This window comes from Streptomyces sp. NPDC059850, assembly GCF_042731515.1.
In the GTDB taxonomy this organism is placed as follows: Bacteria; Actinomycetota; Actinomycetes; order Streptomycetales; family Streptomycetaceae; genus Streptomyces.
Map to the genome: position 1 here is coordinate 173,797 of NZ_JBHWJI010000011.1, position 25,313 is coordinate 199,109.

Below are 25,313 nucleotides of genomic sequence, written 5' to 3' on the forward strand. Positions count from 1 at the left end.
CGTATGAGCGACGGCGTCGGTGTTGACGATCAGATGATGATCAGGAGTGGGCGGTCACTCCCATTCGATGGTGCCGGGCGGCTTGCTGGTGATGTCCAGGACCACCCGGTTGACCTCGTCCACCTCGTTGGTGATCCGGGTCGAGATCCGCGACAGCACGTCGTACGGCAGGCGCGACCAGTCGGCCGTCATGGCGTCCTCGGAGGACACCGGGCGCAGCACGATGGGGTGGCCGTAGGTGCGGCCGTCGCCCTGGACGCCGACCGAGCGGACGTCGGCGAGCAGGACCACCGGGCACTGCCAGATCTCGCGGTCCAGACCGGCGGCGGTCAGCTCCTCGCGGGCGATCGCGTCGGCCTCGCGGAGCAGGTCCAGGCGGTCCTTGGTGACCTCGCCGATGATGCGGATGCCGAGGCCCGGGCCCGGGAAGGGCTGGCGGTGGACGATGTCCTCCGGGAGGCCCAGCTCCTGGCCGACGTTGCGTACCTCGTCCTTGAAGAGCCGCCGCAGCGGCTCGACCAGCTGGAACTCGATGTCGTCGGGGAGCCCGCCCACGTTGTGGTGGGACTTGATGTTGGCGGTGCCGGTGCCGCCGCCGGACTCCACCACGTCCGGGTAGAGGGTGCCCTGGACCAGGAACTCCACGGCCTCACCGGCCGCGCCCGCCTCGGCCACCAGCTCGGCCTGGGCCTGCTCGAAGACCCGGATGAACTCCCGGCCGATGATCTTCCGCTTCTCCTCGGGGTCGGACACCCCGGCGAGCGCGTCGAGGAAGCGCTGCTCGGCCTCGACGACCTTCAGCTGGACGCCGGTGGCGGCCACGAAGTCCTTCTCGACCTGCTCGGACTCGCCCTTGCGCATCAGCCCGTGGTCGACGTACACGCAGGTGAGCTGGTCGCCGATGGCCTTCTGGACGAGGGCGGCGGCGACGGCGGAGTCCACTCCGCCCGACAGCCCGCAGATCGCGCGCTTGGTGCCGACCTGCTCGCGGATGGCCGCCACGGACTCCTCGACCACATTGGAGGTGGTCCAGGTGGGCGACAGGCCCGCGCCCCGGTACAGGAAGTGCTCCAGGACCTGCTGGCCGTGGGTGGAGTGCATCACCTCGGGGTGGTGCTGTACGCCGTACAGCTTGCGCTCGTCGCATTCGAACGCCGCGACCGGCACCTGGTCGGTGGACGCGGTGACGGTGAAGCCCTCGGGCGCGGCCGAGCAGGCGTCGCCGTGCGACATCCACACCTGCTGCTGCTCGGGGGTGCCCGCGAAGAGCGTCGAGCCCTGCTTGGTCACGCTCAGGTCGGTACGGCCGTACTCGCGCGCACCGTTGTTGTCGACGGTGCCGCCGAGCGTCACGGCCATCAGCTGGAAGCCGTAGCACATGCCGAAGACGGGGATCCCGGCCTCGAAGATCGCCCGGTCGAGCCGGGGCGCTCCCTCGGCGTAGACCGACGACGGCCCGCCGGAGAGGATGATCGCCTTCGGGTTCTTGGCGAGCATCTCGGCCACCGGCATGGTGGACGGGACGATCTCGCTGTAGACCCGGGCCTCACGGACTCGTCGGGCGATGAGCTGTGCGTACTGCGCGCCGAAGTCGACGACCAGGACGGTGTCGGGGGCGGCAGCAGGGGACGCTGATGGCACTTCGGCGGCCTTCCGGCGGTGGAACTGGAGGGTTGGACTTTCGATTCTAACCAGCCCATAATCGGCCTCATGTCCACGCGCATGACCTTCGTCTTTATCTATGGCACCGGCCCGTCCGGCTGCCATGGTCGTGCTGCTTGAACTACTGACAAGCGACTTCCCAGGCGCCCCGGGCCGGTACAAGGCCCGGGGCGCTGGTGCGTTTGGCTTCGGGTCTCAGCCGGTTCCGGGCTCCTCTGATCGATGAGAGACCAGGAGATACGGATATGAGCACGAGCACGACTTCAGATGTGATCGGTTCCGCGCGCGAGCGGATCGACGCCCTCGACGGACGGATCCTCGACCTCGTCCGGGAACGGATGGCGGTCTCGGCCTCCATCCAGGAGGCGCGGATCGCGGCGGGCGGGCGGCGGGTGCACCTCTCCCGCGAGATGGAGATCCTCGACCGCTACCGCCAGTCGCTCGGCAAGCCCGGTACGACCCTCGCCATGACGCTGCTGGAGCTGTGCCGGGGGCGGGCCTGACGGGGGCGCGCGTGACGCGGGCGCCCCGGCTCCCCGTCACCCGTACGGCGCGTGACCGGCTCGCGAACGGGCTCGTTGAGCCCGGTGCCGCGTCGGCGAGGTGACCGGTCGGCAGGGGACAGCAGCCCGGTCACCATCCACAGGGCGGTCGGTCCCGGGGACGCCTGGGACCGACCGTATCCAGTCGAAACGGTTGCGCCCGGAGCGATGCATCCACCACGATGCAGTGAGGGAAAACACCCCGGGTCAGCACCCGTCATTGGTCCGACCACGGCCTGATCACGAGTCCGGCCGCGCGGGCGTACGCCCCTGACGCACCTTCCTCCTCCCCCATACTTTTCTTTCGTTTTTCTTTTGTTCGCTCACCCCGAGCCCGCGGCGCAACCCCCCGGCGCCGCCCCTTCAGCACCGGCGCTGCCCTGACGCCGGTGCTGACCGCCTAGGGCCCCGGGACGCCCGCCTCGTCGGACGTCCCGGGGCCCTACGCCCGTTCCGGGCCATGCCCGCTGAGGCTCTTGCGGGTTCTGTGACCATTCTGTGAGCAACTGTGAAGGCAACCTTTCGGCCAGCGGGTTGGTCATGTACGTGCAAACCGAACGCACGGCCACTCCGCGCCCCACCGCGACGGCCTTCCAGAAGAGGTCTTCATGAAGATTCGCCGCACACTGGTGGCCGCCGTTGCTACGGCCGCCATCGCTCCCGCCGCGTTGCTCGCCGCGCCTGCCGCGTTCGCCGACGACGACCCGCCGACGCCCAGCCCGTCAGCCACCGCGCCGGATGACGGCACCCCGACCGAGGAGCCGTCGATACCGCCGTCGGAGGAGCCGCCGGGTGGGCCGAGTGGTGAGCCCAGTGATGAGCCGACGGACGAGCCGACCGATGAGCCCACGGACGAGCCCACGGATGAGCCGACCGATGAGCCCACGGACGAGCCGACAGACGAGCCCACCGACGAGCCGACGGGAACGCCCACGGCTACGCCCACGGCGGGGCCGACCGACCCGGAGACGTGCGAGGAGTCGTCCCTGGAGGAATCCGTCACCACCGAGCTGCGCGGGCTGCCCACCAAGATCGTGGCCGGTTCCGGCTGGGTGCCGTTCACCTTCCGGACGACCAACACCTCCGACAAGGCGATGAAGTCGGTCGACGCGTATGTGGAGTTCGCCGCCGTCGACAAGGACGATCTGGAAGACGTCTCGAAGCTGATCACCGTGCAGTTCTACGACGAGGACAGCGGCAGCTGGAAGACCATCAGCAACGAGCTGGAGTACTTCGGCACGATCGGCGAGCTGAAGCCGGGTGAGTACGCGGACGCCAAGCTGCGGTTGAAGGCCGACGCCAAGACTCCCGGTAGCTACGGGGTCGGGCTCGCGGCCGGTGCGTACCACGACGAGGACAACGTCTGCGGGTACTCCGAGGTCATGGACTACGAGTTCGAGGTCCTGGTCGCGGGCAGCAAGCCGGGGCCGGTCGACGAGGCGGAGGGTAAGCCGGGGGGTAAGGGCAACCGGCCCTCGCCCACGGGGGGCACGGAGCTGAGCAAGTTGCCGGTGACTGGGCAGCTTGCGTCTACGGGGTCGTCTTCCGCGCTGCCGATGATTGGGCTTATCGGTGGGGTGGCCATGGCTGTTGGTGGCGGGGCCGTGTTTGTTGTTCGGCGGCGCCGTTCCGCTTGAGCGTAGGTCGTGGGGTCACCCCTCGGTGGGTGGCCCCACGGCGTTGCCCCCTGGGGTTTCGGGGGCGGGTGCGGGCCGGTGGGTGGGTTGTGCCCACCCGTTCCGCCCAGCGGAACGATTGCCCACAACGGGGGGTATCAGTGCGGCGGTAGCCGCAGGGCGGCGTAGGCCGTCGCGGGGACTGTTGGGGTTGTTGGGGGCACGGGGGTTACGCGGGCGTACGGTTCGTTCTGGGTGGGGCGAGGGTCTTGCTCGTTTTTGTTGGGCCACAGGGACATCGCTCGTTCCGCCTGGGCCGTGATCGTCAGGGACGGGTTCACGCCCAGGTTGGCCGAGACCGCCGCGCCGTCCACCACGCTGATCCCCGGGTGTCCGTACAGCCGGTGGTACGGGTCGATAACGCCCTCCTCCGCCGACGCCCCGATCGGGCAGCCGCCCAGGAAGTGGGCGGTCAGCGGGGTGCCCATCAGCTCGCCGACGTTGCTGCCCGGGAAGCCGTTGATCGACTCGGCGATGTGGCGCGCCGCCGCCGCGCCCTCGGGGATGTGGTCCGGGTTGGGCGTGCCGTGGCCCTGGCGGGCGGTCAGCAGGCCCTTGCCGGGGCCCTTCGGCTTGCGGTACGTGGTCAGCGAGTTGTCGTGGGTCTGCATGACCAGGCCGATGATGGTGCGTTCCGACCAGCGCCGGTTGGACAGGGAGCGGGCGGCCAGCGTCGGGTGGCGGAGGGTCGCGCTGAGGAAGCGCAGCCAGCGCGGGCCACGGCCGTCCGGGATCTGCAGGATGGACATCATGCCCATCGCGTTGGAGCCCTTGCCGTAGCGGACGGGCTCGATGTGGGTGTTGGCGTCCGGGTGGACGGACGAGGTGATCGCGACGCCCCGGCTGAAGTCGGGCCGCTGCCCGCTGCGGGCGCGGTAGCGGCGGTCGGTGGTCTGGGCGCCGACCAGGGCCTCGGAGTTGGTGCGGGTCAGCATCCCGAGCCGGTCCGACAGGCGGGGCAGCAGGCCCCGGTCGCGCATCGTGTGCAGCAGGGTCTGGGTGCCGTACGTACCGGCGGCGAGGACGACGTACCGCGCGCGCAGCGTCTTCGGCTCGCGCTTGCCCCTGCGGCGGTTCGCGGTGGGGACGGTGGCGACGTCGTAGCCGCCGTCCGTCCCATGACCACCGGCGTCGCGCAGGGCGACCACGGTGGTCATGGGGTGGACGACGGCACCGGCCCGCTCGGCGAGGTAGAGGTAGTTCTCGTTGAGGGTGTTCTTGGCACCCCGGCGGCATCCGGTCATGCACTCGCCGCACTGGGTGCACGCCCGGCGGGCCGGGCCCGCGCCGCCGAAGTACGGGTCGGGGGCCTCCTGCCCCGGCGCGGCCTTCGCCGATCCGTCCGCGTCCTCGCCGTCCCCGAAGAAGACGCCGACGGGCGCCATGTGGAACGTGTCGCCCACGCCCATCTTCTCGGCGGCCGCCTTGAGGTGGACGTCGGAGGGGGTCATCGTCCGGTTGAGCCGGGCGCCGAGCATCCGCCTCGCCTGGTCGTAGTACGGCTCCAGCTCGTCCTGCCAGTCGGTGATGCGGCCCCACTGCGGGTCCCGGAAGAACGGCTCGGGCGGCACGTACAGCGTGTTGGCGTAGTTGAGCGAACCGCCCCCGACCCCGGCGCCCGCCAGCACCATCACCTTGCCGAGGAGATGGATGCGCTGGATGCCGAAGAGGCCGAGGGCCGGGGCCCAGAGGTAGTTGCGGAGGTCCCAGGAGTTCTTGGGCAGGGTCTCGGGCGTGAAGCGGCGGCCCGCCTCCAGGATGCCGACCCGGTATCCCTTCTCGGTCAGCCGGAGGGCCGAGACGGCTCCTCCGAAGCCCGATCCGATGACGATGACGTCGTAGTCGTACGTGTCGTCAGCACAATCACCGGTCGTGTCGGCGTGTTTGTCCCGCTTGTCCCCTGACACCGGGTACCTCCCGTTCGATGCGTACCGGTCAGCGCAGCCGCAGGGCCTTCATCGCGCGCAGGCTGCGGCTCATGAACTCCGCGTACTTCTCGTCCGTCAGGCCGAAGGACGGGCCGAGCGGCATCAGCCGCTGCTGGGCGACCGTCTGCGCCTCGGTGTACTTGAGGATGCCCTCCGAGCCGTGGCGGCGCCCGAGACCGGAGTCGCCCATGCCGCCCATCGGGGACGCGACGCTGCCGTACGCGGCGGCGTACGCCTCGTTGACGTTGACGGTGCCCGCGCGCAGCCGGGCGGCGACCGCGCGGCCGCGCCGGGCGTCCTTGGACCAGACGCTGGCGTTGAGGCCGTACGGGGTGGCGTTGGCGCGCTCGACCGCCTCGTCCTCGTCGGAGAAGCGGTAGATGGAGACGACCGGGCCGAAGGTCTCCTCGGTGCACACCGCCATCGGCGCCTCGACGCCGTCCAGGATCGTCGGCTCGTAGAAGTACGGGCCGATGTCCGGGCGGGGGCGGCCGCCCGCGACGACTGTGGCGCCCTTGGAGACGGCCTCCTCCACATGGCGGGTGACGGTCTCCAGCTGGCGGTCGGAGACGAGGGAGCCCATCTCGGCGCCGTAGGCGAGGGCCAAGCCGAGCCGCATGGCCTTCGTACGGGCCGCGAACCGCTCGATGAAGTCATCAGCGACCGACTCGTGGACGTACAGCCGCTCGATGGAGATGCACAGCTGCCCGGCGGAGGCGAAGCACGCGCGGACGGCGCCTTCGGCGGCCCGGTCGAGGTCGGCGTCGCGCAGCACCAGCATGGCGTTCTTGCCGCCGAGTTCGAGCGAGCAGCCCACCAGGCGGGCGGCGGCGGCCTGGGCCACGCCCCGGCCGGTGCGGGTGGAGCCGGTGAACGAGACGTAGTCGGCGTGCTCGACGACGGCCGGGCCGACCACCGGGCCGTCCCCGACGACGATCTGCCACACGCCGGGCGGCATTCCGGCCTCCAGCATCAGTTCGCGCGCCCACAGGGCGGTCAGCACGGTCTCGGTGTCCGGCTTCATGACGACCGCGTTGCCCGCGACGAAGGCGGGTATCGCGTCCCCGACCGACAGCTCCAGCGGGTAGTTCCACGGCACGATCTGGCCGATGACGCCGCGCGGCTGGCGCAGTTCGGTGACCTTGGTGAGCGTCGGCACGACGCCCACATGCGACTTGGGACGCAGATAGGCATGCGCCTTGCGGCCGTAGTGGCGGGCGGCCAGGACGACGCCCTGGATCTCCTCGTGGGCGTGCAGCCGGGTCTTGCCGGTCTCCAGCTGGATGAGGTCCAGGACCTCCGACTGGCGGCGCAGGATGAGGTCGTGGAAGCGCAGGAAGACGGCGGCGCGGGTGCGCACGGGGGTCGCGGCCCAGGCGCGCTGGGCCGCGCGGGCCTGCTCGTAGGCGGTGGCGACGTCCTCGGGCGTGGACTCGGGCAACCCGGAGGCCAGGACCTCCCCGGTGAACGGGGTGTGGTTGACGGTGCTGCCGCTGCCCACGATGGACCGGGCGAGCCGGGCGACCAGCTCGGGGGTGACGACGTCGGCGGCGGTCCGGTTTCCCTTGGCGGCCACCGGGTTTCCGTCTGCGGGGGCCGCCATGGCCTGGTCCTGTGCGCTGTCCCGGTCCTGTGCGCTGTCCTGCGAGTCGGTCATGGGGGCGAGCGTAGGCCCCGGCCGGGCGGTTTGGGTACCCGGCGGTAACTATTTGTGGATGCCGCTCAGATGCCCTCGATCTTGAGGTTCTTCACGACGTCCTCGTACAGCGTGTCGCCGGTCCCCCGGGCGTCGCCCCGGGCGGGCATCGTCACGGTCAGCTGCCAGGCGATGTGATCGTCGCTGACGAAGAGGTGATCGCGCTTCAGATAGAGGATGCGGTTCTCGTCGCTGCTGGTGCCGGGCTTGTAGTAGGTGGTGCTCAGGTCCTTCGCCGGTTCGCCCTGCTGCGTCGTCTTCGTCGGCTTCTCGCCGCGCACCTCCTCCATCGTCGACAGGGCGCCGCTCTTGTAGTACGCGGCGACCTCCCCTGCCAGACCGGTGGTGTCGGTGATCTTCCGCTCCGGGTCGGAGACCAGCTTGGTGAGGGTGATGGTGTAGACGCCGCTGGGGTCGCCGAAGGTGACGCTCGGCTCGCTCTCGTCGCTGTCGTCCTGCACCCGCTTGTACGCGCTCGGCACCGCCAGCGAGGCGGCCACCACATCGCGCTCCTCGCGGACCGTCCAGCCGGACGGCAGCGGGTCCTCGCTCGCGAACGGCTTGACGAAGACCAGCACGCATACGGCGGCGATCACGACGAGGGTGGCGCCGAGGCCGAACTGCGCCGGGCGGTTCTTGTGGAGGATCGGCGGGACGAAGCGGTTGCCGCTGTGCACCGCGCCGCCCTGCGCCTGCGGAGGGCCGTAGCCGCCCGCCGTGGGCATGGGCATCGCGGGAGGCGTCGGCACCGGCCGTACGACCGACTCCAGCGCCTCGCGCGTCTCGGCCGCCGAGGGGCGCAGGGCCGGGTCCTTGAGCAGCAGTCGCATGGTGATGGAGCCGAGCGCGTCCGGGCCCCGCGCCGGCCGCTGCGGTTCGGCCGACAGCACGGCCTGGAGGGTCGCGGGGGTGTGCGAGCGGCGGAACGGGGACATGCCCTCGACCGCCGCGTACAGCACGACGCCCAGCGACCACAGGTCCGACGCCGGGCCCGGCCGCTGGCCCAGCACCCGCTCCGGCGAGATGAATTCGGGCGAGCCGACGAAGCCGCCGGTCTCGGTCAGGCCCTGTTCGCCCTCGATGTGCGCGATGCCGAAGTCGGTGAGGACGACCCGGTCGCCCCGGCCGAGCAGCACGTTGTCCGGCTTGACGTCGCGGTGCAGTACGCCCGCCTCGTGCGCGGCCGACAGCGCGCCCAGCACGGCGAGCCCGATCCGGGCCGCCTCGCGCGGGTCGAGCGTGCCCTCGGCCAGCCGGTCGGCCAGCGAGGCGCCGTGCACCAGCTCCATGACGATCCAGGGGCGGCCGTCCTCCACGACGACGTCGTGGACGGTGACCACGGAGGGGTGGTCGATCCGGGCGGCGGCGCGCGCCTCGCGCTCCATCCGCTGGTAGACGGTCTGCCGCTCGCGGTCCGGCAGATGGGCCGGAACGCGCGGCTCCTTGACCGCCACCTCCCGGTCCACGATCTGGTCGTGCGCCGTCCATACGGTGCCCATGCCGCCGTGGCCGAGGCGGCCGAGGAGGCGGTAGCGGCCGCCGATGAGCCGCCCGGTGTCGGAGCCGTCTGTGGCAGGGCCGCCTTGTGCGCCGTGGCCCGCGCGCGGGTCGTTCGGTGCGTCGGCGGCGGGGCGCTGCCCGGATGCCTGCGTGGGTTCGTACGCACCGGGCCCCGTCGCCTGTCGCGGCGGCTGCGCGGGCGGAGCCACCTGCGGCGTCGCCTGCGGAGCCGCCTGCTGTGGCGTCGCCTGCTGCGGCGGCCGCAGGTCGTAGCTGGTGGGCTCGTTCGCCCGTCGTCCCCCGTCGTTCGTCATGCGCAAATCATTACCCGGTCGGCGGTGAACACCGCCACCCGCCGACGGGCCCCGGGGACGGCTCGTGACAAAGCCGTTGCGAGGAGGTCAGCGCGTTGCGCCGGTCCGTTTGAACGTGGCGACCGCCGTATCGAAGTAACGTTTCCCTTCGGACTTCTTCCCGACCGGGGCGGAAAGCCACAGGTCGTACATCTTGCCGCCCTCGTTCCAGCTCAGGTCGAAGGTCTGCCGGGAGCCGCCGTCGTCGGCCGAACCGTTCCAGACGAACGCCCACAGCGCCGCCGGGTGGCCGTTCTGCGTGGTCCGGATGACCTGGCCGTTGCGGTAGCCCTCGTAGTCGCTCGGCCCCTTGGCGTTCGCCGCCCGGCTCACCGCGAGCGGACCCCTCGGGTCCGGCTCCTGGGCGTGGATGCCGATGCGGAACTCCAGGCCGGGCGAGTTGTAGTACACCCGGGGCCCCTTGGCCTCGCGGGCGAAGCCCTTCGGTACGGCGAGCGAGAACCCGGAGGGGTCGTGGACCCGCTCGAACCCCTCGGGCACCCCGCCCGGGCCGGAGGGCGCGGACGCCTCGGGGGTCGTGGACGCCTTCGGGTTCGCGGCGTCCGGGGACGCCTTCGGGTCCGGGGAGTCCTTCGGGTTCGGGGAAGCGGTCCCGGTCGGTTCCGCGTCGCCGTCCGGGCGCGCGTCCTCGCCGCCGTCCTTCTCCGCGACCTGGCCCGCGCCGCCACGGGCCGTCGTGTCCTTGCCGCCGTCGTCCAGCAGCGCCATCGTGCCCGCGCCCAGCCCGGCGAGGGCGACGACCGCCGCGACGGCCATCCAGACCGTACGGCGCTTGGGGGAACGCCTCCCCGACGCGGACGCGGACCCGGACCCGGACCCGGACGCGGGGACCGTAGGAGCGACCGGCGTGGCCGGGGTGGCCGCCGACGACGCGAGCGGCGTGCCGGGCTGCGTCGGGGTGCGCCGTACGGAGAACCCGGAGGTGTCCCCCGAGCCCAGGTACGTACGCAGCATCCGCGCCGCCTCGTCCGCCGTCAGCCGCGTCTCGACGTCGCGCCGCAACAGCCCCTCGACGAGCGGCCGCAGCGGACCGGCGGCCTCCGGTACGTGGACGTCGTCGTAGACGACGGCGTGCAGCACCCCCGCCATGGAGTCCCGGTGGAACGGCGACTCGCCGCTCACCAGCGTGCACAGCAGCACGCCGAGCGACCACAGGTCCGACTCGGGCCCGGTACGGCGCCCCGTCATCCGCTCCGGCGCCGTGTACTCCGGGGAGCCCACGAACGCGCCGGTCTCGGTGAGCGTCGTCGCGCCGTCGACCTGCGCGATGCCGAAGTCCGTCAGCACGACGCGCTCGGTGCCCGACTCGATCAGGACGTTGGCCGGTTTGATGTCCCGGTGCAGCACCCCGCGCGCGTGCGCCACCCGCAGCGCGTCCAGCAGCGCCGCCGCCACCCGGCCCGCCTCGTGCGCCCCGAGCGGGCCGCGCGCGCCCATCCGGTCGGCGAGCGAGGCGCCGTCGACCAGCTCCATCACGATCCACGGATGGCCGTCCTGCTCGACCACGTCGTGCAGGACGATCACATTGGGGTGCTTGATCTGGGCGACCGTACGGGCTTCGCGCAGCGCGCGTTCGCCGCGCAGCCGGTTGTCGGGCCCGTAGCCCTCGTCCACGTGGAGTTCCTTGACCGCGACATCGCGGCCCAGCAATTCGTCGACGGCCCGCCAGACCGTGCCCATGCCGCCGCGGCCGAGCCGCGAGCCCAGCCGATAACGCCCGGCCAGCAGGCCGGTGTTTCCCCCGGAGTTACCCATGGGCTCATCTTGCCTCACGGGTTCGGCGGCCTTTCGTCCGGTAGGCGGCACCGGCGCCTTGTGGGATGAGCCGCGCGCCGGTGGAACGCGCGCCTGCGCGCTCGCCCTTGGGGGCGATTGAGCGGACGGGCCGCGTCGGGGATCGTAGAGCGTGCCGATGTTACAGGGGCGGACCGCGGCCGCCCCGCATCGACCAGCCTTGGATGCGTTCGGCCCTCGGGTGCCCCCGCTCGGCGAGTGAGCCGAAGGGGCGCGCCGCTGTCGAAAGGGAGAGCGCGCGCAGGCCCCGAGGAACGAGGGGCCGAGCACGGTCGACCGTCGACAGGGGCTTTTGCGCCCCGGAGGCGAACCGAGCCCAAAAAAAGGGGCCGCCCCGCGGCGGGGGTCCACGGGGCGGCGGTTCAGGGGCGGCCGTCCATGCGGCGGCGGCTGGGTGCGCGTCAGCTGGTGGGCGGGACCTTCCAGGTGCGGGAGTCGGTCAGCAGCTTGCGCAGCGCGGGGTCCTTCACCGCGCGGGAGGTGTCCGCGGCCTTGGCCATGACGGTGTGCGGCCGACCGTCGGACGGGACGCCGAGGGACGCGGGGGTGACGGTCTTCTCGCCGCGCGCCGCGGTGACTTCGGTGCCGTCCACGTACCAGCTGAGCGAGGCGGACTTCGGGACGCTCACCGTGAGGCTCGCCGCCCGGGCGGCAGCGGCGCCGGTGCGGCTGCTGAGCACGCTGGCGTGGCGGTAGAAGCCCGCGATCATCGCTTCGCGCCCGGGCAGGCTGTACTCACGGCCGAGGGTGCGCATGATCGAGTTCTCGGTGGGGCGGTTGAGGCCCTTGGGGTAGTAGCGGCCGCCCTCGTACGCGCCGACCTTGCCGCCGTCCGGTGAGGTCTGGCCGATCCAGCGGTACCACTTCCGCTTCTCCGCGGTGAGCTGGGCGGCGCTCAGCTTGGTGGCGTTGGACTCGCGGGGCTCGGCGCCGGTGTAGGTGCCGTTCGTGGCGTAGACGTACTCGTCGGCGAGGTCACCGACCGAGTGGCCGGTCTCGTGGACGGCGACCTGGTCGGAGTCGGGGTGGTCGGAGGAGGCGGTGGCGATGCCGTCGTAGCCGACGCCCGAGCTGATCGCGTAGCCCGCGCCGCCGTACTTGGCGGAGTTGGACAGCACGATCACCAGGTCGGCTTCGGGCGCCTTCGCCGCGTACGACTCGACCTTGCCGGTGTCGACGCACAGCAGCCGTTCGGTGCCGTCGCACCAGAAGTACGAGTCGAGGGCGGTGTCCTTGACGACGCCCTTGGACGGGTCGCCGGAGACGCCGGACTGGTTGGAGACGGCGTCCACGGACCAGACGTTGAAGAGGCTCCGGTAGGCGGCGTACGGCTCGACGGCGGAGATCTGCGCCCACTTGGAGCGCACGTCGGCGTGGAAGTCGTCCTGCTGGGCGGCGGTGTAACCGTCGCCGACGAAGACGACGTCGACCTTGTCGGCCGGGGCGCCGTTGTCGATGACGGACGCGACATCGCCGTCGGCGGCGGTTTCGGCGCGGGAGAGCGCGCGGTCGCCCCGGGTGAGCCGGGCGGGGGTGGCGGCCGGGACCTCGGTGTGCCGGGGGTGGGCGCCGGGGCCGGTGAAGTACTCCACCTCATGGGTGCGCCCCGCCGACCCGGCGGCGGTCGCGGATGGCGCGGCGGGGCTCAGGGTCGCGGCGACCGCCGCCGTCAGCGCCAGGCCTCCGGCGACGACAGCGGAGCGTAAGGGGGTGTGGCGGCCTCGCCATATCCCTCTGCGCACGGGGGCTCCCGAGTGTGCTCCGTAAGCGGCCTGTTAAACACGATTAATTCGCCGCTCAACCTAGGGCCAAAGAATGGCCCGAGCAATGGGAACTAGGGGATTCGCTAAAGAAATCGACCATCAGGCCCTATGTCCTGGCTCGTCCCCCCGGCGGCGACCCACCCGCACCCCGCCCGCATCCCCCGATGGGTGACTCACCGTCACACCGTCAGGACGCTTCGTCCCGCGCCAGCGCCAGCAGCCGGTCCAGCACCCGGCGGCCTCCGGCCCGCACTCCGTCGTGCTCGAACTCGTCCGTCACCCAGGTCCGCAGGCCCCGGATCGCGCGGGCGGTGGCCAGCGAGTGCGCGGTGTCCACGTACAGATCGTCGTGGTAGATCGCGGCGGCCACCGGGACGGTGTTGCGGGCGAGCCGTTCCGGGTCGTACAGCGGGCCCCAGCCGGTACGCGTCGCCAGCAGCTCGGCGGTGCGGCGCAGCGGGCGCAGCGCGGCGTGGGTGTCCAGCATCCAGGGGTGGACGGTCTCCGCCGTGAGCAGGACGGGAGCGTCCTCGGCGACCGCCCGTACGGCGTCGAAGCGCGGGAATTCGTCCCGTACGCGGTGCGCGGACCAGGCGGTGGCACTGCCGCCCTGGGCGTAGACGGACTCGTGGAGCAGGGTGTACAGGGGGCTTCCGGCGCGGGAGAGCACGGCGGCGACCTGCTCGGCGAACGCGTCGGCCAGGCGCGGTCCGGCGGCGGTCTCCACGAAGGCGCCCTCCAGGAGGTAGTGGAGGCGGTGCGATCCGTCGCCGGTGCCGAGCAGGATGCCGAGCTGCTGGAACGCCTCCGGGGTCAGCCGGGTGCCCTCCGGCAGCACCTCGTCGTGCGCGGCGAGATGGCGGACGACGCGGCGGACGGTGTCGGCGTCGCCGGGGTAACGGTCGTAGTGGGCGAGGGTCTTGCGCTCCATCCGCGGATAGGCGGCCCGGTACACCGCGTCCGCGTCGGCGGTGAGCCCGGGCAGCCCGCCGGTGATCAGCACGGTGTCGAGCCCTTCGGGCGCGTACGAGAGGTAGCTGACCGCGCAGAAGCCACCGAAGCTCTGGCCGAGGACGGTCCAGGGGCGGCCGCCGGTCAGCCGGGTCCGGATCAGCTCGCAGTCGCGGACGATGGAGTCGGCGCGGAAGTGGGCCAGGTAGTCGGCCTGCTGCTCGGGGGTGCCGCGCGACGGCAGGGTCTGGCGGGTGGCGGGCGTGGAGCGGCCGGTGCCGCGCTGGTCGAGGAGGAGCACCCGGTACTCGTCGAGCGCGCGGTCGAGCCAGCCGGAGCGGCCCACCGGGCGGTCGGCGCCGAAACCGGGGCCGCCCTGGAGGTAGAGCAGCCACGGCAGCCGCTCGCGCTGGGCGTCCGAGGTGCCCGCGGCGACCACCTCTCGGCCGTAAAGCCGGATCCGTTCGCCTTCCGGAGCCTTATGGTCAAGCGGTACGTCGAAATGATGGTCGGTGAGACGCAGTCCCGGCTGATGGACGGTCGCCGTGGCGTCCGACCCGTCCGGTGCTGTATCCATCGCCTGCTGCATCTTTTTAATCCTCACGTAAATGGACTTAGCTCGGCGATTAAGTTACCGCCGGGGAGAAGAGGGCACGGTGGCCGAAAAGAGCGCCGGAGACGGTCGGGCGGCGGGGGCGGCAGGGGCGGAGGGCACGGCGGAGATCGGGCGCCGGGTGCTCAGGCTGCGTACGGAACGCGGGTTCACCCAGCGGCAGCTGGCCGAACCGGCGTACACCGCCGCGTATGTCTCCACGCTGGAGTCCGGGAAGGTCCGCCCCTCCGAGGCCGCCCTGCGCCACCTCGCCGACCGGCTCGGCATCACCTACGAGGAGCTGTCCACCGGCCGTTCGCCGCAGGACGCCACCCGGCTGCGCGCCGGGCTCACCGACGCCCGGCGCACGCTGGCCACCGGCGACACCGAGGACGCGGCCGCCCGCTTCGCGGCGCTCGGCGCCGAGGCCGACCGGCTCGGCTTCACCGAGGAGCGGGCCGCGGCCCTGCTGGGGTCCGGCGACTGCGCCATGGAGACCGGCGAACTGATCGTCGCCCGCGACCACTTCGAGGCCGCCGAGAAGCTGCTCGCCGACGAGCCGCTGCCGCGCCGCGTCCCGGCGCTCCGCGGCCGCGCCGTCTCCCATCTGCTCGCGGGCGAACTGCGCTACTCCTGCTATCTGCTGGAGAGCGCCATCGACGAGCTGAACGCGTCCGGAATGCACGACCCGAACGCCCTGCTGCTGCTCTACACCGCCTCGATCGCCCCGTACATGGACATGGGGGCGCATGGGCGGGCGGTGCGCGCCGCGGAACTCTCCCTCGCGCTGGCGCCCAGCGTGGACAACCCGGAACTGGTCGCCCAGATGCACCGCGGGGTGGCCCGCACCCTGATAGCCGAGGGCCGCACCGCCGAGGCCGACGCGTCGCTGGCCAAGGCGCAGGAGCTGTACGAACAGCTGCGGCTGCGCACCGATCTGGCCCACTGCCACTGGATGCGCGGCTACGTCCACGCGCAGGACGGCGACCTGGAGCGCGCGGAGAGCGAACTGCGCACCGCCCGCGACATGCTGGCGTCCAAGCGGGCCGCGCTGTTCATGGTGCAGGTGGAGGTGGAGCTGGCGGACGTGCTGCGGCGGCGCGGCCGTACCGCCGAGGCGGAGGCGCTGCTGCGGCCGCTGCTGGCGAGATCCGGCGATACCGGAGCCGATGCCGTCGAACTCACCGCGGAGCAACTCACCGCGGAGCGCGGCGCGGTGCACGCGGGCGGCGCGCACCGGCTGCTCGGGCTGATAGCCGACGAGCGCGGCGACGCGGAGGGGGCGGAGGAGCACTACTGCGCGGCGCTGTCGCTGCTGGAGCGCACCGGCGCCGCCGGTGACCTGGCCGACCTGTGCCGGTTGCTGGGCGATCTGCTGCGCCGCGAGGGGCGGTTGGAGGCCGCGATGGACGCATACCGGACGGGCCTGGGGCACCGGGCCGCACCGGGCACCACCACGCTGGGCCCGGCCCCGGCCGAACCGCCCATCGGGCACTGATCCCGGGAAGACGTACGGCACGGGCGATGGGTGCGCCCGCCGGGCCGGGGCAGCTCGGGGGTGGTCAGGCCCCGATGGGCCGGTCCTCCCCCAGCGAGGGCCGGTCGACACGGCTCGGCGGGCGGGTCAAAGGGTGAACAGGCCGCCGCGTGTGGGGGTCGCGGCGGCCTGTCCGGCGCCGTAGCGCCCCGCTGTCCACCCCACGCCACGGCCATTTTCGGCCACGGCGGTTACGGCGCGCCGAGAGGCCGTACGACGCGCTGTCGGGGCGGGGGGTCGGGTGTACCCCGCGGAGTGGTGCGGCATGTGATCCACTGTGCCCGGCCGCGAAAGTGCGGTCATCCGCCCGTGGTCTTCCCTCGCCCCCCGCCGATCGGAGGGGTGATCCCCCCAACAGGGCGGAGGAGACCACTCCATATTGGCGCTCCGATGCGGCAGGCTGTGCGGACAATGCGCATGACAGCCGAGGGAGGGGAGCTGCCGGTGATCCGTGTTGCGGTGGTCGACGACGAGGCACTCGTACGGTCCGGCCTGAGGCTGATCCTGGGCACGGCCCCGGACATCGACGTGGTCGCCGACTGTTCCGGCGGAACGGCGGTCGAGACGGTGCTCGACAGCGAGGCCGACGTGGTCCTCCTCGACATCCGGATGCCCGACGCCGACGGGCTCACCGTACTCGGTCAGTTGCGGGCCGCGCCCCGCTCCCCCACCGTCGCCATGCTGACCACCTTCGACGCCCAGGAGTATCTGACCGCCGCGCTGCGCGCCGGGGCCGCCGGGTTCCTCCTCAAGGACACCGACCCGGAACAACTGGTCCGCGCGGTACGCACCCTCGCCCAGGGCGGCAGCGTCCTCGACCCCGGCGTCACCGGGGCGGTGATCGGCGGCTATCTCGCCGCCGAGGCCGAGGCGACCTCCGCCACCGCCGTCGACGCCCTCACCCCGCGCGAACGCGAAGTGCTCGCGCTGCTGGGCGAGGGGCTGGCCAACCCGCAGATAGCCGAACGGATGGGGCTCGCGCCCAGCACCGTCAAGGACCATGTGCGGGCGGTGCTCGGCAAGCTGGGCGGGCTCAACCGGGTGCAGGCCGCCATCGTCGCCGACCGGGCCGGGCTGATCGCCAGCCGCCCGGGGACGGGCGGCCCGCGGTGACCCCGGCCGCCGCCCCGATGTCGCTGCCGAAGTCGGCGCCGTCATCGGAGGCGCAGTCCTCAGCGCAGTCCTCGGCGCAGTCGGCGTCGCCGTCGTCGGGGCGGCGGAGGCTGCCGGGGTGGGTGCGGAAGTGGGGGCCGCTGCTGGTCCCCGTCGTGCTCGCCGTGGCCGACGCACTGCTCGTCAACGGCGTCACCCTCGGCCTGGAGCTGAACGTCTCCCTGGTCGCGGCGGCCGCCCTGCTGCTGCGCCGCCGCTTCCCGGCGCCGGTCTTCCTGGTCACCCTGCCGGGCATCCTCATCGGCTACATCTGGTTCGCGCCGATGATCGCGCTCTATACGGTGGCCGAACGCCGCCCCGGCCCACGGCTGCTCGGCGTCTCGGCGCTGCTGCTGGCCGCCGCGCACTTCGTCCCGTGGCCGGTTTCCGACTTCGAGCCGACCGCGTACCGCGAGAACACGCTCACGCTCATCGACGCGTCCATCACCTCCGTCGGGCCCATCGCGCTCGGCCTGCTGGTGCGCACCCGGGGCGAACTCGCCGCCCGGCTGGACGATCTGACCCGCAGCCGCCGCCGCGCCGACGAGCTGATCGCCGAGCAGGTGCTGAGCACCGAACGCGCGCGGCTCGCCCGCGAGATGCACGACGTCGTCGCCCATCAGGTCAGCCTGATCAGCCTGCAGGCCGGGGCGGTGCAGATCAGCGCGGAGGACCAGCAGGCGCGGGAGAGCGCGCGGACGATCCGCGAGCTGTCCGTACGGACGCTGGACGAGCTGCGCCACATGGTCGGCATCCTGCGGGCGGCGGGCGGCGATCTGGAACAGCTCACCCCGCAGCCCCGGCTGGCGGATCTGCCGCGGCTGATCGAGCTGAGCGCGCTGGACGTGGCGTACGAGGAGGCCGACGACGCGCGGCGCGCGGGGCGGCCGGAGGCGGTGGAGCGGGCCGCGTTCCGCATCGTGCAGGAGGCGTTGACCAATGTGCGCAAGCACGCGCCGGGGGCGCGGGTGACGGTACGGATCGCGGAAGCGGCCGCCGAGGGGCGGGGGCTGCGGGTGGAGGTCCGTAACGGGCCGCCGGACGCGTCCGCTGTGGCGCCGGGGCTGCCGGGGGGTGGGCACGGGCTGGTGGGGCTGCGGGAGCGGGCGGTGCTGCTGGGCGGCACGCTGTCGGCGGAGCCGACGGAGGAGGGGGGCTTCGTGGTGCTGGCGGACTTTCCTGAGGTGCCGCCGCTGCCGTAGGGGGTACGGGGGTTTTGTTCCCCACCCCGCCCCTTCCCGAACCGGGGTAAGCCCCGGACCCCGGACGCCCTTCGGGCGTGGCCTCAAACGCCGGCCGGGCTGGAAGAGCCGAACATCGGGGCGGAATGGAACGGTCGGCTTCGGGCCGGAGCGGCCGACGGGCCGGGACGCCAGGTGGGTCGGTGACTAGGCTGACAGGGAATTCGCGGTGTTTCGTTCTTCGTCGTCCGGTTCCGTCGCCACCATCAGGTTGGGATAGACGTCGAACAGGCGGCGGACGCCCAGGGCCGCGAGGACGCGGTGCACATGCGAACCGTGGGCCGCGTCCTGCGGCGGGAGGATCAGCCGGAGCTTGCCCGAGCACGACCGCATCAGCCGACGCGCGGCGATCAGGACGCCGACGCCGCTCGAGTCGCAGAACCGGACCTCGGAGAGGTCGAGCACCAGTGAGTGGCGGCCCTCGGCGACCGCGTCGTGGACGTGCTGCCGGACTGCGGGCGAGGTCACGAGGTCCATCTCGCCGGAGACCTGCAGGACGACCCACTCCCCCCGTCCGTCCTCCATCACCTTCAACGTCACGCGCTCGAAGCCCTTCGCTCGCAGCTAACCGGAATTTGCTGTTCCAAGGCGGCTGCCCGCCCGGCACCGCATAAAACTCCCCCCAGTCTCAAGCCGTACAACGACCCTATGCCCCGCCGAAGCGTTTCGTCCCACCGGTTCTGCGCACCGTGAGCGGCCCAATACCATCCGCAGCCGCGTTGTGCCGCACTTTGCCGCATGGAGGCGCGTTGTGTCAGCCCCCGGCACTACATTCGATATGAAGGTGGGCATAGTGCCAGGAGACCCGGCCGACGAACAGGGATGGGGGCCGCATGGCGAACGACGCACCGCCCCGCTGGGACCGCAGGATGCAGCAGCGGCTGGCGCGCGGGGAAGCCGCCGCACTCGGCGAGCTGTACGACCGCTTCGCCTCCCTCATCCACCATCTCGCCCATCGCGTCCTGGAAGACGAGGACGCGGCCGACCGCATCACCCGCGAGGTCTTCGCCTACGTCTGGGAGAACCCGGACGCGTACGACCCCAAACAGGGCTCCCTGCGCTCCTGGATCGCCACCCTCGCCCACCGCCAGGCGGTGCACCGGCTCCGGTCGCGGACCACCGAAGACAGCGACAGCGAAGGCGAAGGCGGGGGCGATGACGTCGCCGTCGAGGAGCGCGTCCGGGACGCCTCCGTCGCGGCCCGCGCCGACTACATCGTCACGTCCATGCCCGCCCCGCTGCGCGCCGCCCTGGAACTGGCCTACTTCGACCGCCGCGACTACCGCCAGGCGGCCGCCGCACTCGGCGTGACCGAGGACGAGGCCAGGCGCCGTCTGCGGCTCGGGCTTCAACTGCTGTCCACGGCCTACGTCCCGCCGCCGCGCACCACGGCGCCTCCCGGCTACGGGCGGGCGCTATGAGCGGCGCGGGCGGCCCGGAGCGGTGCGACCCCGGCGACTTTCCCGAGTACGGCCGCGGTGATGGCCGCGGCGACGACCACGGCGACGGCAGAGACGGGCCTGGCGACACTTCGGGCATTCCACCCGAACCGGCCGGGCCGCCCCGCATCCCGACGCCGCGATCCGCCGCGGAGGACGCCAGCGGCTGGCCGGGCCCCCTGATGCCGCTGCCCGAACCAGCCGACCCGCCCGATACCGATCCGCCCGATACCGATCCACCGGACGACCAACCCCACACCGAGCAGCCCGCCGCCGCGCTGGAGCGCACCACCGCTCCGCCGCCCACGCATGACGTCTGCGGTCGCTCCTCGGCGCCTGGGCGCTCACCGCCTGCTCCCCCGACGAGACAGCCGCCGTCGAAGCGCACCTCAACCACTGCCCCTCCTGCGCCGAAGAGGCGCTGCGGCTGCGCGAGGCCGTGGGGCTGCTGCACGCCGAGCACAGCCTCGACCTCGACCCGCTGCTCCGCTCCCGGGTGCTGGCCGGATGCCTCGGCCGCCGCCCGGCGCGGATACCGGTGCCCGGCTGGGCCGCCGCGTACGACGCGGAGGCCGCCCGGCTGGACGCGCTGCTGCGGGACATGGGCGAGGCCGAATGGCGCGCTCCAGTGCGGCTCAAGTGGTTCGACGGGCTGCGCCTCACCGGCCGGAACACCACCGTCGCCGGGGTGATCGGACATCTGATGGTGGTGGACGGCGCCGTCGCCGCCGCCCTCGGACTGCCCGACCCGCTCGGAGACTACGAGCAAGAGCACGAGCACGAGTACGAGCCCGGCACGCCCTCGGCCCGTACGGAGGCGTACTGGCACGCGGAGCCCGACGTCGCGGGCGGGACCGGCCCGTCCACCCTGCTGCGGGAGTTGTGGCGGGAGCAGGGGCACGCGCTGGTCCGTACGGTGTCGTTCGCCGGGCGCGGGGCCTCGGATCTCGCCGTTCCGTTCGGGGACTTCACCCTGCCGGTCCGCGACGCGTTCCTGGACCGCGCCTTCGAGTGCTGGGTGCACGCCGGGGACATCGCCGAGGCCGTCGACTACCCGTATGAACTCCCGTCCTCCGCCCACCTCAAGGCCATGATCGACCTGTGCGCCCGGCTGCTGCCCGACGCGCTGGCCGAGCGGCGCCGGGCCGGGCTCGCCGCCCCGCCGCGCCGCCTGGTGGAGGCGGGCGCCCCGGGCCGTACGCTCCATCTGGAGGTCGAGGGCCCCGGCGGCGGCGAATGGTTCATCGCGCTGGACTCACCGGCCGCCGTGGGCACGAGGGAGGAGACGGTGGCCCAGATCGCGCTGGACCCCGAGACGTTCCACCAGCTGGCCGCCGGGCATGTGCCGCCGCAGGAGGCGGCGGTGGGGCAGCTGGGGGACGTGGAGGCGATCCGCGACGTGCTGTTCGCGACGGCCTCGCTGTCGCGGATGTAGCCGCCCGGCCGTCCCGTACCGCCGTCAGCCGAAGACGACCGTCCGGTGGCCGTTCAGCAGCACGCGGCGCTCGCTGTGCCACTTCACCGCCCGCGCCAGCGCCTGGCACTCGACGTCGCGGCCGACCGCGACCAGCTGGTCCGGGGTCAGGTCGTGGCCGACGCGCTCGACCTCCTGCTCGATGATCGGGCCCTCGTCCAGGTCGGCCGTCACATAGTGCGCCGTCGCGCCGATCAGCTTCACCCCGCGCGCATGGGCCTGGTGATACGGCTTGGCGCCCTTGAAGCTCGGGAGGAAGGAGTGGTGGATGTTGATGATCCGGCCGGACAGCTGGGTGCACAGGTCGTCCGAGAGCACCTGCATATAGCGGGCCAGCACCACCAGCTCGACGTTCTCCGCGCGCACCAGCTTCAGCAGCTCCGCCTCGGCCTGCGCCTTGGTGTCCCTGGTCACCGGGATGTGCCGGAACGGGACCCCGTACGAGCCCACCAGCTCCTCGAAGTCGGTGTGGTTGGAGACCACCGCCGCGATCTCCACCGGGAGCGCGCCGATCCGGGAGCGGAAGAGCAGGTCGTTCAGGCAGTGCCCGAACTTGCTGACCATCAGCACGACGCGCATCTTCTGGTCGGCCCGGTGGATCTGCCAGTCCATCCCGAAGGAGTCGCCGACCGCCGCGAAGCTCGCCCGCAGGTCCTCGACCTTGACCGGGGAGACGGCGCGGAAGTGCACGCGCATGAAGAAGAGCCCCGTGTCCCGGTCCCCGAACTGCTGGCTGTCCTCGATGTTGCAGCCGGTCATGAAGAGGAAACTCGACACGGCGTGCACGATGCCCTGCTTGTCAGGGCAGGACAGCGTGAGGATGTACTGGTCGGGGACGGAATGCGACTGGCTCATGACTCCATAGCGTCGCACACCCGCGACACTCCTCAGGACCGCCGCCCAGGCCGGAGTACCTAGGCGACCTGCGTCATGATCGACAGCACCTCCAGGGTGCGCGGCGGCACGTCCGGGTCCTCGCCGTCGTTGGAGGCCAGCAGGACATGGGCGTCGCGGGCCGCCCGCACCGCCTCCGGCCAGCCGTGATGTTCGATGTACGCCGAGACCTGGGCGTCCGCGCCGACCTGGTGGAGGATCCTCAGCACCCGCAGTACGGCGACATCGACGAGCGCCGCCTCCTGGGAGTCCCGGAAGATCGTCCCGACGTACTTCTCGGCTGACCAGTTGTCCAGCCAGGTGTCCTCGACCAGTCGGTACACGGCGTCGGTGACGTCACCGTATCCGGATCGCCCGGCCAGCCAGCACTCCTGCTGGAAGACCGGGTCAGAGAGCATGTGCAGCCCCGAGCGCACATTGGTACGCCAGCGCCACCACGGCATGTCGTTGACAGGCATACCGCCCATGGTGGTCGAGCGATGGCCGCGACGGGAAGACTTCTCCGAACCTTGCACAGTCACCGATCGTACGTTCTTCACACAGAGGGCCGCATAACCCCCCGTGTGTTCACCTTCCCGATACCCGCGCGTTCCCCGGCATAGCGGTCGCGTTCCGACCGGAGCACCAGGCTCGCATACCATGACCGGACGGCGACGCCCCTCCTCCCGCCCCCTCCGAGCAGCCGTCGCCACCGCACTGTGCACCGCAGCGGGCGCGTCCTCGCTGACCGGATGCGGCTCGCTGCCAGGATTGGCGAAGGGGCCGGACAAGAAGCCCATCGTCGTGATGACATGGGCCCCCGAGGGCACCAAAGCGACCAATATGCCGGGAATGCCCGCCATGGCGCAGGCGTACGCCCGCTGGGTCAACGCCAGCGGCGGCATCCACGGCCGCAAGCTCAAGGTGATCACCTGCAACGAGCGCAACGACTCGGTCCAGGCCGCGCGCTGCGCGCAGGACGCGGCCAAGGCCAAGGCCGTCGCCGTCGTCGGCTCGTACAGCCAGCACGGCCGGTCCTTCACCTCCCCGCTGGAGGTCGCGGGCATCCCGTACATCGGCGGCTACGGGCTGACCCAGGAGGAGTTCAACAGCCCGTACTCCTACCCGGTCAACGGCGGCCAGGCCACGCTGCTCGCGGGCAACGGCCGCCAGCTCGCCTCCCGCTGCGACCGCGTCTCGCTGGTCCGCCCCGACACCATCGCGGGCGACGAACTCCCCGAACTCCTCGACGCCGGGCTCAAGGCGGCGGGCCGCCAGCCCGCGCACGACATACGCGCCCCCGAGGACGCGGGCGACTACAGCTCGCAGGCCACCACCGCCCTCACGGACGTCGGCGCCGACAGCTCCCTGGGCTCCGCCACCGCGGGCGCCGAGATGGACAACGCCTGCGTCACCGCCGCGCTCGGCAACCGCACGGGCACCTTCTTCGACTCCTTCCGGCGCGTCCAGGAGGACCACCCGAAGGTGCGGATCGCCTCCATCATGGGCAGCGTCCGGCAGTCCCTGGTCGACAGCACGGGCGGCAGCAGCAGCCCGCTGGAGGGGACGTACGCCACGGGCTGGTACCCGGCGCCGGACGATCCGCGCTGGGGCCCCATGAAGAAGGTCATCAACAAGTACGCCTTCGACGACAACCGCATCGACCCTGACGACGCGGGCACCCAGACCACCTGGATCGCCTACACCGCGCTGCGCTCCGCGCTGATGTCCCTGAACCCCGATGACATCAGCGCGCGCACCCTGCGCAATGCCCTGGACCACGGCCACAAGGTCGACACGGGCGGCCTCACGCCCCCGCTGCGCTGGGGCTACAACGACCCGCTGAACGTGCGGGACTATCCGCGGATCGTGAACGCCGACGTCACCTATCAGGTGGTGCGCGACGGGCGGCTGGTCGCGGTGCGCAAGGGGTTCGTCAACGTGGCGAAGACGCTGGAGCGGTACGGCCCCCGGGACTGACCTGACCCCGTCCCGGGGACCGCCGGGCTGCCTCTACAGCTGAGTGGCCTCGTGCTTGGTGAGGCCGTACTTCCCGGCGAGCGGGTTCCACAGCTCGGCCGCCTTCCGCTTGGCCGCCGTCGCCTCGCCGCTCGCCCGCTCGGCCGCGCCGACCCGTCCGGTCCGGCGGGCCTGGCCCTTGGGGCAGCCCTTCTTGCCACGGGTCTGATCGGCCCACGCCGCGTACTGGTTGTCGGCCTGCGCGGAGGACTTCCACGCCTTGGTCAGCGACGCGGTCAGCTGGGTGTGGTTCGGCAGCTTGTCGACGGACAGCTTGCCGAGCCGCGTCACCAGGCCGTTGCGCTGCCCGGCGGCCGTCCGCAGGTCGGATGCCGCCTTGGGCAGGTTCTTGCAGGTCTTGATGCTGTTGACGGCGTTGATCACCGCCGAGCGGCTGTTGTTGCTGTCCTTGAGCAGCGCGTCCAGCGCCTTCGCCTGCGGCTGCGCGGGATCGGCGGACTTGGACGACTCGCCCGGCTCGCTCGACTCGTCCTCCCCGGCGTTCGGCTCCGAGCTGGAGCCCAGCGTCGCGTTGTCATCCTTCTTCTCGTCGTCGCCGCCCGCGCTGAGCGCGGCTCCGGCGGCGAGCCCGGCGATCCCGCAGCCCGCGACCACGATGCCGATGAGCACGGCGGGCGACATCCGGCGACGGCGGCCACCACCCCGGCTGCCACGGCCGCCGTGCCCGCCGCCGTCCGCCGGGGCCGTGGCGGGGGCCGGGGCGGTGAACTGCGGCATCTGCTGCGTCTCGCCGGGAGAGTCGGCGCCTGCGGGGGCGTCGCCGTCGGCCCGGAAGAGACCGTCGAACTCGGAGGGCGGCGGCCGGTCGCCCGGACGGCCGGGGCGGATCGCGAAGGGGGAGCCGGTGGGCTTCGGCGGCTGTTGCTGCTGCCGACCGCGCCGGGAGGGGGCGGGGGCGGCGGCCGGGATCGGTGCCGGGAGGACGGACGTCTCCTCGGTGTCCCCCGCCGGGGCGGCGGGGGGGGGCCGGGTGCCGGGCCCCCCCGGGGCGCCCCGCCCCGCGGGCCCCCGGGGCGAGTGGGGGGTGGGGGGGCCCCCGGCGCACGCCCGCGGCCGGCCGCGGAAGGGGGGCGCCGGCG

17 protein-coding genes and 2 pseudogenes are annotated in these 25,313 nt (G+C 72.3%); 8 read left to right on the plus strand and 11 right to left on the minus strand.

Features of this window, described 5'->3' with window-relative positions; genetic code table 11:
• Positions 1-54: 54 nt before the first annotated feature.
• Complete coding sequence (guaA, locus tag ACFV9T_RS12110) at positions 55-1,641, minus strand: glutamine-hydrolyzing GMP synthase (protein ID WP_385438942.1); 1,587 nt, start codon at positions 1,639-1,641, stop codon at positions 55-57.
• Between the two features lie 266 nt (positions 1,642-1,907).
• Here guaA and ACFV9T_RS12115 point away from each other — a divergent pair, with 266 nt between their 5' ends.
• Together ACFV9T_RS12115 and ACFV9T_RS12120 are read left to right on the plus strand one after the other, a co-directional pair.
• Positions 1,908-2,165 carry a chorismate mutase gene (locus ACFV9T_RS12115; protein ID WP_385438944.1) on the plus strand — a complete coding sequence of 86 codons (258 nt, stop codon included), beginning with the start codon at positions 1,908-1,910 and terminating at the stop codon, positions 2,163-2,165.
• Positions 2,166-2,812: 647 nt separating this feature from the next.
• The gene (locus ACFV9T_RS12120; protein WP_385438946.1) at positions 2,813-3,841 is read left to right on the plus strand and encodes a PT domain-containing protein; all 1,029 of its coding nucleotides are present in this window, start codon (positions 2,813-2,815) and stop codon (positions 3,839-3,841) included.
• A 137-nt stretch (positions 3,842-3,978) separates the two neighbouring features.
• On the opposite strand, the gene ACFV9T_RS12125 is transcribed toward ACFV9T_RS12120, so the two are convergent.
• From ACFV9T_RS12125 to ACFV9T_RS12150, 6 genes are all read right to left on the minus strand, one after another.
• Entirely contained in the window at positions 3,979-5,787 is a 1,809-nt protein-coding gene (locus ACFV9T_RS12125; RefSeq protein ID WP_385438948.1) for a GMC oxidoreductase, read from the minus strand.
• Between the two features lie 28 nt (positions 5,788-5,815).
• Positions 5,816-7,465, minus strand: a complete 1,650-nt coding sequence (locus ACFV9T_RS12130; RefSeq protein ID WP_385438951.1) for a succinic semialdehyde dehydrogenase — start codon at positions 7,463-7,465, stop codon at positions 5,816-5,818.
• Positions 7,466-7,530: 65 nt separating this feature from the next.
• Entirely contained in the window at positions 7,531-9,318 is a 1,788-nt protein-coding gene (locus ACFV9T_RS12135) for a serine/threonine-protein kinase (RefSeq protein ID WP_385438954.1), read from the minus strand.
• 87 nt (positions 9,319-9,405) lie between these two features.
• On the minus strand, positions 9,406-11,133 hold the full coding sequence (locus ACFV9T_RS12140; RefSeq protein ID WP_385438956.1) for a serine/threonine-protein kinase: 1,728 nt from the start codon (positions 11,131-11,133) through the stop codon (positions 9,406-9,408).
• A gap of 440 nt (positions 11,134-11,573) precedes the next feature.
• Positions 11,574-12,914 (minus strand): M64 family metallopeptidase, encoded by a 1,341-nt coding sequence (locus ACFV9T_RS12145; RefSeq protein ID WP_385438958.1) that lies wholly within the window; start codon positions 12,912-12,914, stop codon positions 11,574-11,576.
• A gap of 208 nt (positions 12,915-13,122) precedes the next feature.
• Entirely contained in the window at positions 13,123-14,475 is a 1,353-nt protein-coding gene (locus tag ACFV9T_RS12150; RefSeq protein WP_385438961.1) for an alpha/beta fold hydrolase, read from the minus strand.
• 67 nt (positions 14,476-14,542) lie between these two features.
• Between ACFV9T_RS12150 and ACFV9T_RS12155 the strand changes: the two genes are divergently transcribed.
• The 3 genes from ACFV9T_RS12155 to ACFV9T_RS12165 all read left to right on the plus strand — a co-directional run bounded on the left by ACFV9T_RS12155 (position 14,543) and on the right by ACFV9T_RS12165 (position 18,369).
• The gene (locus ACFV9T_RS12155; protein WP_385439000.1) at positions 14,543-15,976 is read left to right on the plus strand and encodes a helix-turn-helix domain-containing protein; all 1,434 of its coding nucleotides are present in this window, start codon (positions 14,543-14,545) and stop codon (positions 15,974-15,976) included.
• A gap of 483 nt (positions 15,977-16,459) precedes the next feature.
• Positions 16,460-17,128, plus strand: a complete 669-nt coding sequence (locus tag ACFV9T_RS12160; RefSeq protein WP_385439002.1) for a response regulator — start codon at positions 16,460-16,462, stop codon at positions 17,126-17,128.
• A 17-nt stretch (positions 17,129-17,145) separates the two neighbouring features.
• Complete coding sequence (locus ACFV9T_RS12165) at positions 17,146-18,369, plus strand: sensor histidine kinase (RefSeq protein WP_385439005.1); 1,224 nt, start codon at positions 17,146-17,148, stop codon at positions 18,367-18,369.
• 186 nt (positions 18,370-18,555) lie between these two features.
• On the opposite strand, the gene ACFV9T_RS12170 is transcribed toward ACFV9T_RS12165, so the two are convergent.
• On the minus strand, positions 18,556-18,933 hold the full coding sequence (locus ACFV9T_RS12170) for an STAS domain-containing protein (RefSeq protein ID WP_385438963.1): 378 nt from the start codon (positions 18,931-18,933) through the stop codon (positions 18,556-18,558).
• Between the two features lie 308 nt (positions 18,934-19,241).
• Here ACFV9T_RS12170 and ACFV9T_RS12175 point away from each other — a divergent pair, with 308 nt between their 5' ends.
• The gene (locus ACFV9T_RS12175) at positions 19,242-19,829 is read left to right on the plus strand and encodes an RNA polymerase sigma factor (protein ID WP_385438965.1); all 588 of its coding nucleotides are present in this window, start codon (positions 19,242-19,244) and stop codon (positions 19,827-19,829) included.
• Positions 19,826-21,282 (plus strand): annotated as a pseudogene (locus ACFV9T_RS12180) (zf-HC2 domain-containing protein). Before ACFV9T_RS12175 ends, ACFV9T_RS12180 begins: the two are co-directional and overlap by 4 nt.
• Before the next feature lie 24 nt (positions 21,283-21,306).
• Here the strand turns inward: ACFV9T_RS12180 and purU are convergent.
• Complete coding sequence (purU, locus tag ACFV9T_RS12185; RefSeq protein WP_385438967.1) at positions 21,307-22,176, minus strand: formyltetrahydrofolate deformylase; 870 nt, start codon at positions 22,174-22,176, stop codon at positions 21,307-21,309.
• A 59-nt stretch (positions 22,177-22,235) separates the two neighbouring features.
• Positions 22,236-22,682, minus strand: coding sequence for a hypothetical protein (locus tag ACFV9T_RS12190; RefSeq protein ID WP_385438970.1), 447 nt, complete (start codon positions 22,680-22,682; stop codon positions 22,236-22,238).
• A 172-nt stretch (positions 22,683-22,854) separates the two neighbouring features.
• Here ACFV9T_RS12190 and ACFV9T_RS12195 point away from each other — a divergent pair, with 172 nt between their 5' ends.
• On the plus strand, positions 22,855-24,174 hold the full coding sequence (locus tag ACFV9T_RS12195) for an ABC transporter substrate-binding protein (RefSeq protein WP_385438973.1): 1,320 nt from the start codon (positions 22,855-22,857) through the stop codon (positions 24,172-24,174).
• A 33-nt stretch (positions 24,175-24,207) separates the two neighbouring features.
• On the opposite strand, the pseudogene ACFV9T_RS12200 reads toward ACFV9T_RS12195, so the two are convergent.
• Positions 24,208-25,313: pseudogene (locus ACFV9T_RS12200) on the minus strand (hypothetical protein); the annotation flags it as partial.

Coding starts and splice junctions, on each gene's coding strand:
- ACFV9T_RS12195 (WP_385438973.1), top strand. CDS start 22,855: ATGACCGGACGGCGACGCCCCTCCTCCCGCCCCCTCCGAGCAGCCGTC.
- purU (WP_385438967.1), bottom strand. CDS start 22,176: ATGAGCCAGTCGCATTCCGTCCCCGACCAGTACATCCTCACGCTGTCC.
- ACFV9T_RS12115 (WP_385438944.1), top strand. CDS start 1,908: ATGAGCACGAGCACGACTTCAGATGTGATCGGTTCCGCGCGCGAGCGG.
- ACFV9T_RS12165 (WP_385439005.1), top strand. CDS start 17,146: ATGTCGCTGCCGAAGTCGGCGCCGTCATCGGAGGCGCAGTCCTCAGCG.
- ACFV9T_RS12135 (WP_385438954.1), bottom strand. CDS start 9,318: ATGACGAACGACGGGGGACGACGGGCGAACGAGCCCACCAGCTACGAC.
- ACFV9T_RS12130 (WP_385438951.1), bottom strand. CDS start 7,465: ATGACCGACTCGCAGGACAGCGCACAGGACCGGGACAGCGCACAGGAC.
- ACFV9T_RS12190 (WP_385438970.1), bottom strand. CDS start 22,682: ATGGGCGGTATGCCTGTCAACGACATGCCGTGGTGGCGCTGGCGTACC.
- ACFV9T_RS12140 (WP_385438956.1), bottom strand. CDS start 11,133: ATGGGTAACTCCGGGGGAAACACCGGCCTGCTGGCCGGGCGTTATCGG.
- ACFV9T_RS12170 (WP_385438963.1), bottom strand. CDS start 18,933: ATGGAGGACGGACGGGGGGAGTGGGTCGTCCTGCAGGTCTCCGGCGAG.
- ACFV9T_RS12120 (WP_385438946.1), top strand. CDS start 2,813: ATGAAGATTCGCCGCACACTGGTGGCCGCCGTTGCTACGGCCGCCATC.
- ACFV9T_RS12175 (WP_385438965.1), top strand. CDS start 19,242: ATGGCGAACGACGCACCGCCCCGCTGGGACCGCAGGATGCAGCAGCGG.
- ACFV9T_RS12150 (WP_385438961.1), bottom strand. CDS start 14,475: ATGCAGCAGGCGATGGATACAGCACCGGACGGGTCGGACGCCACGGCG.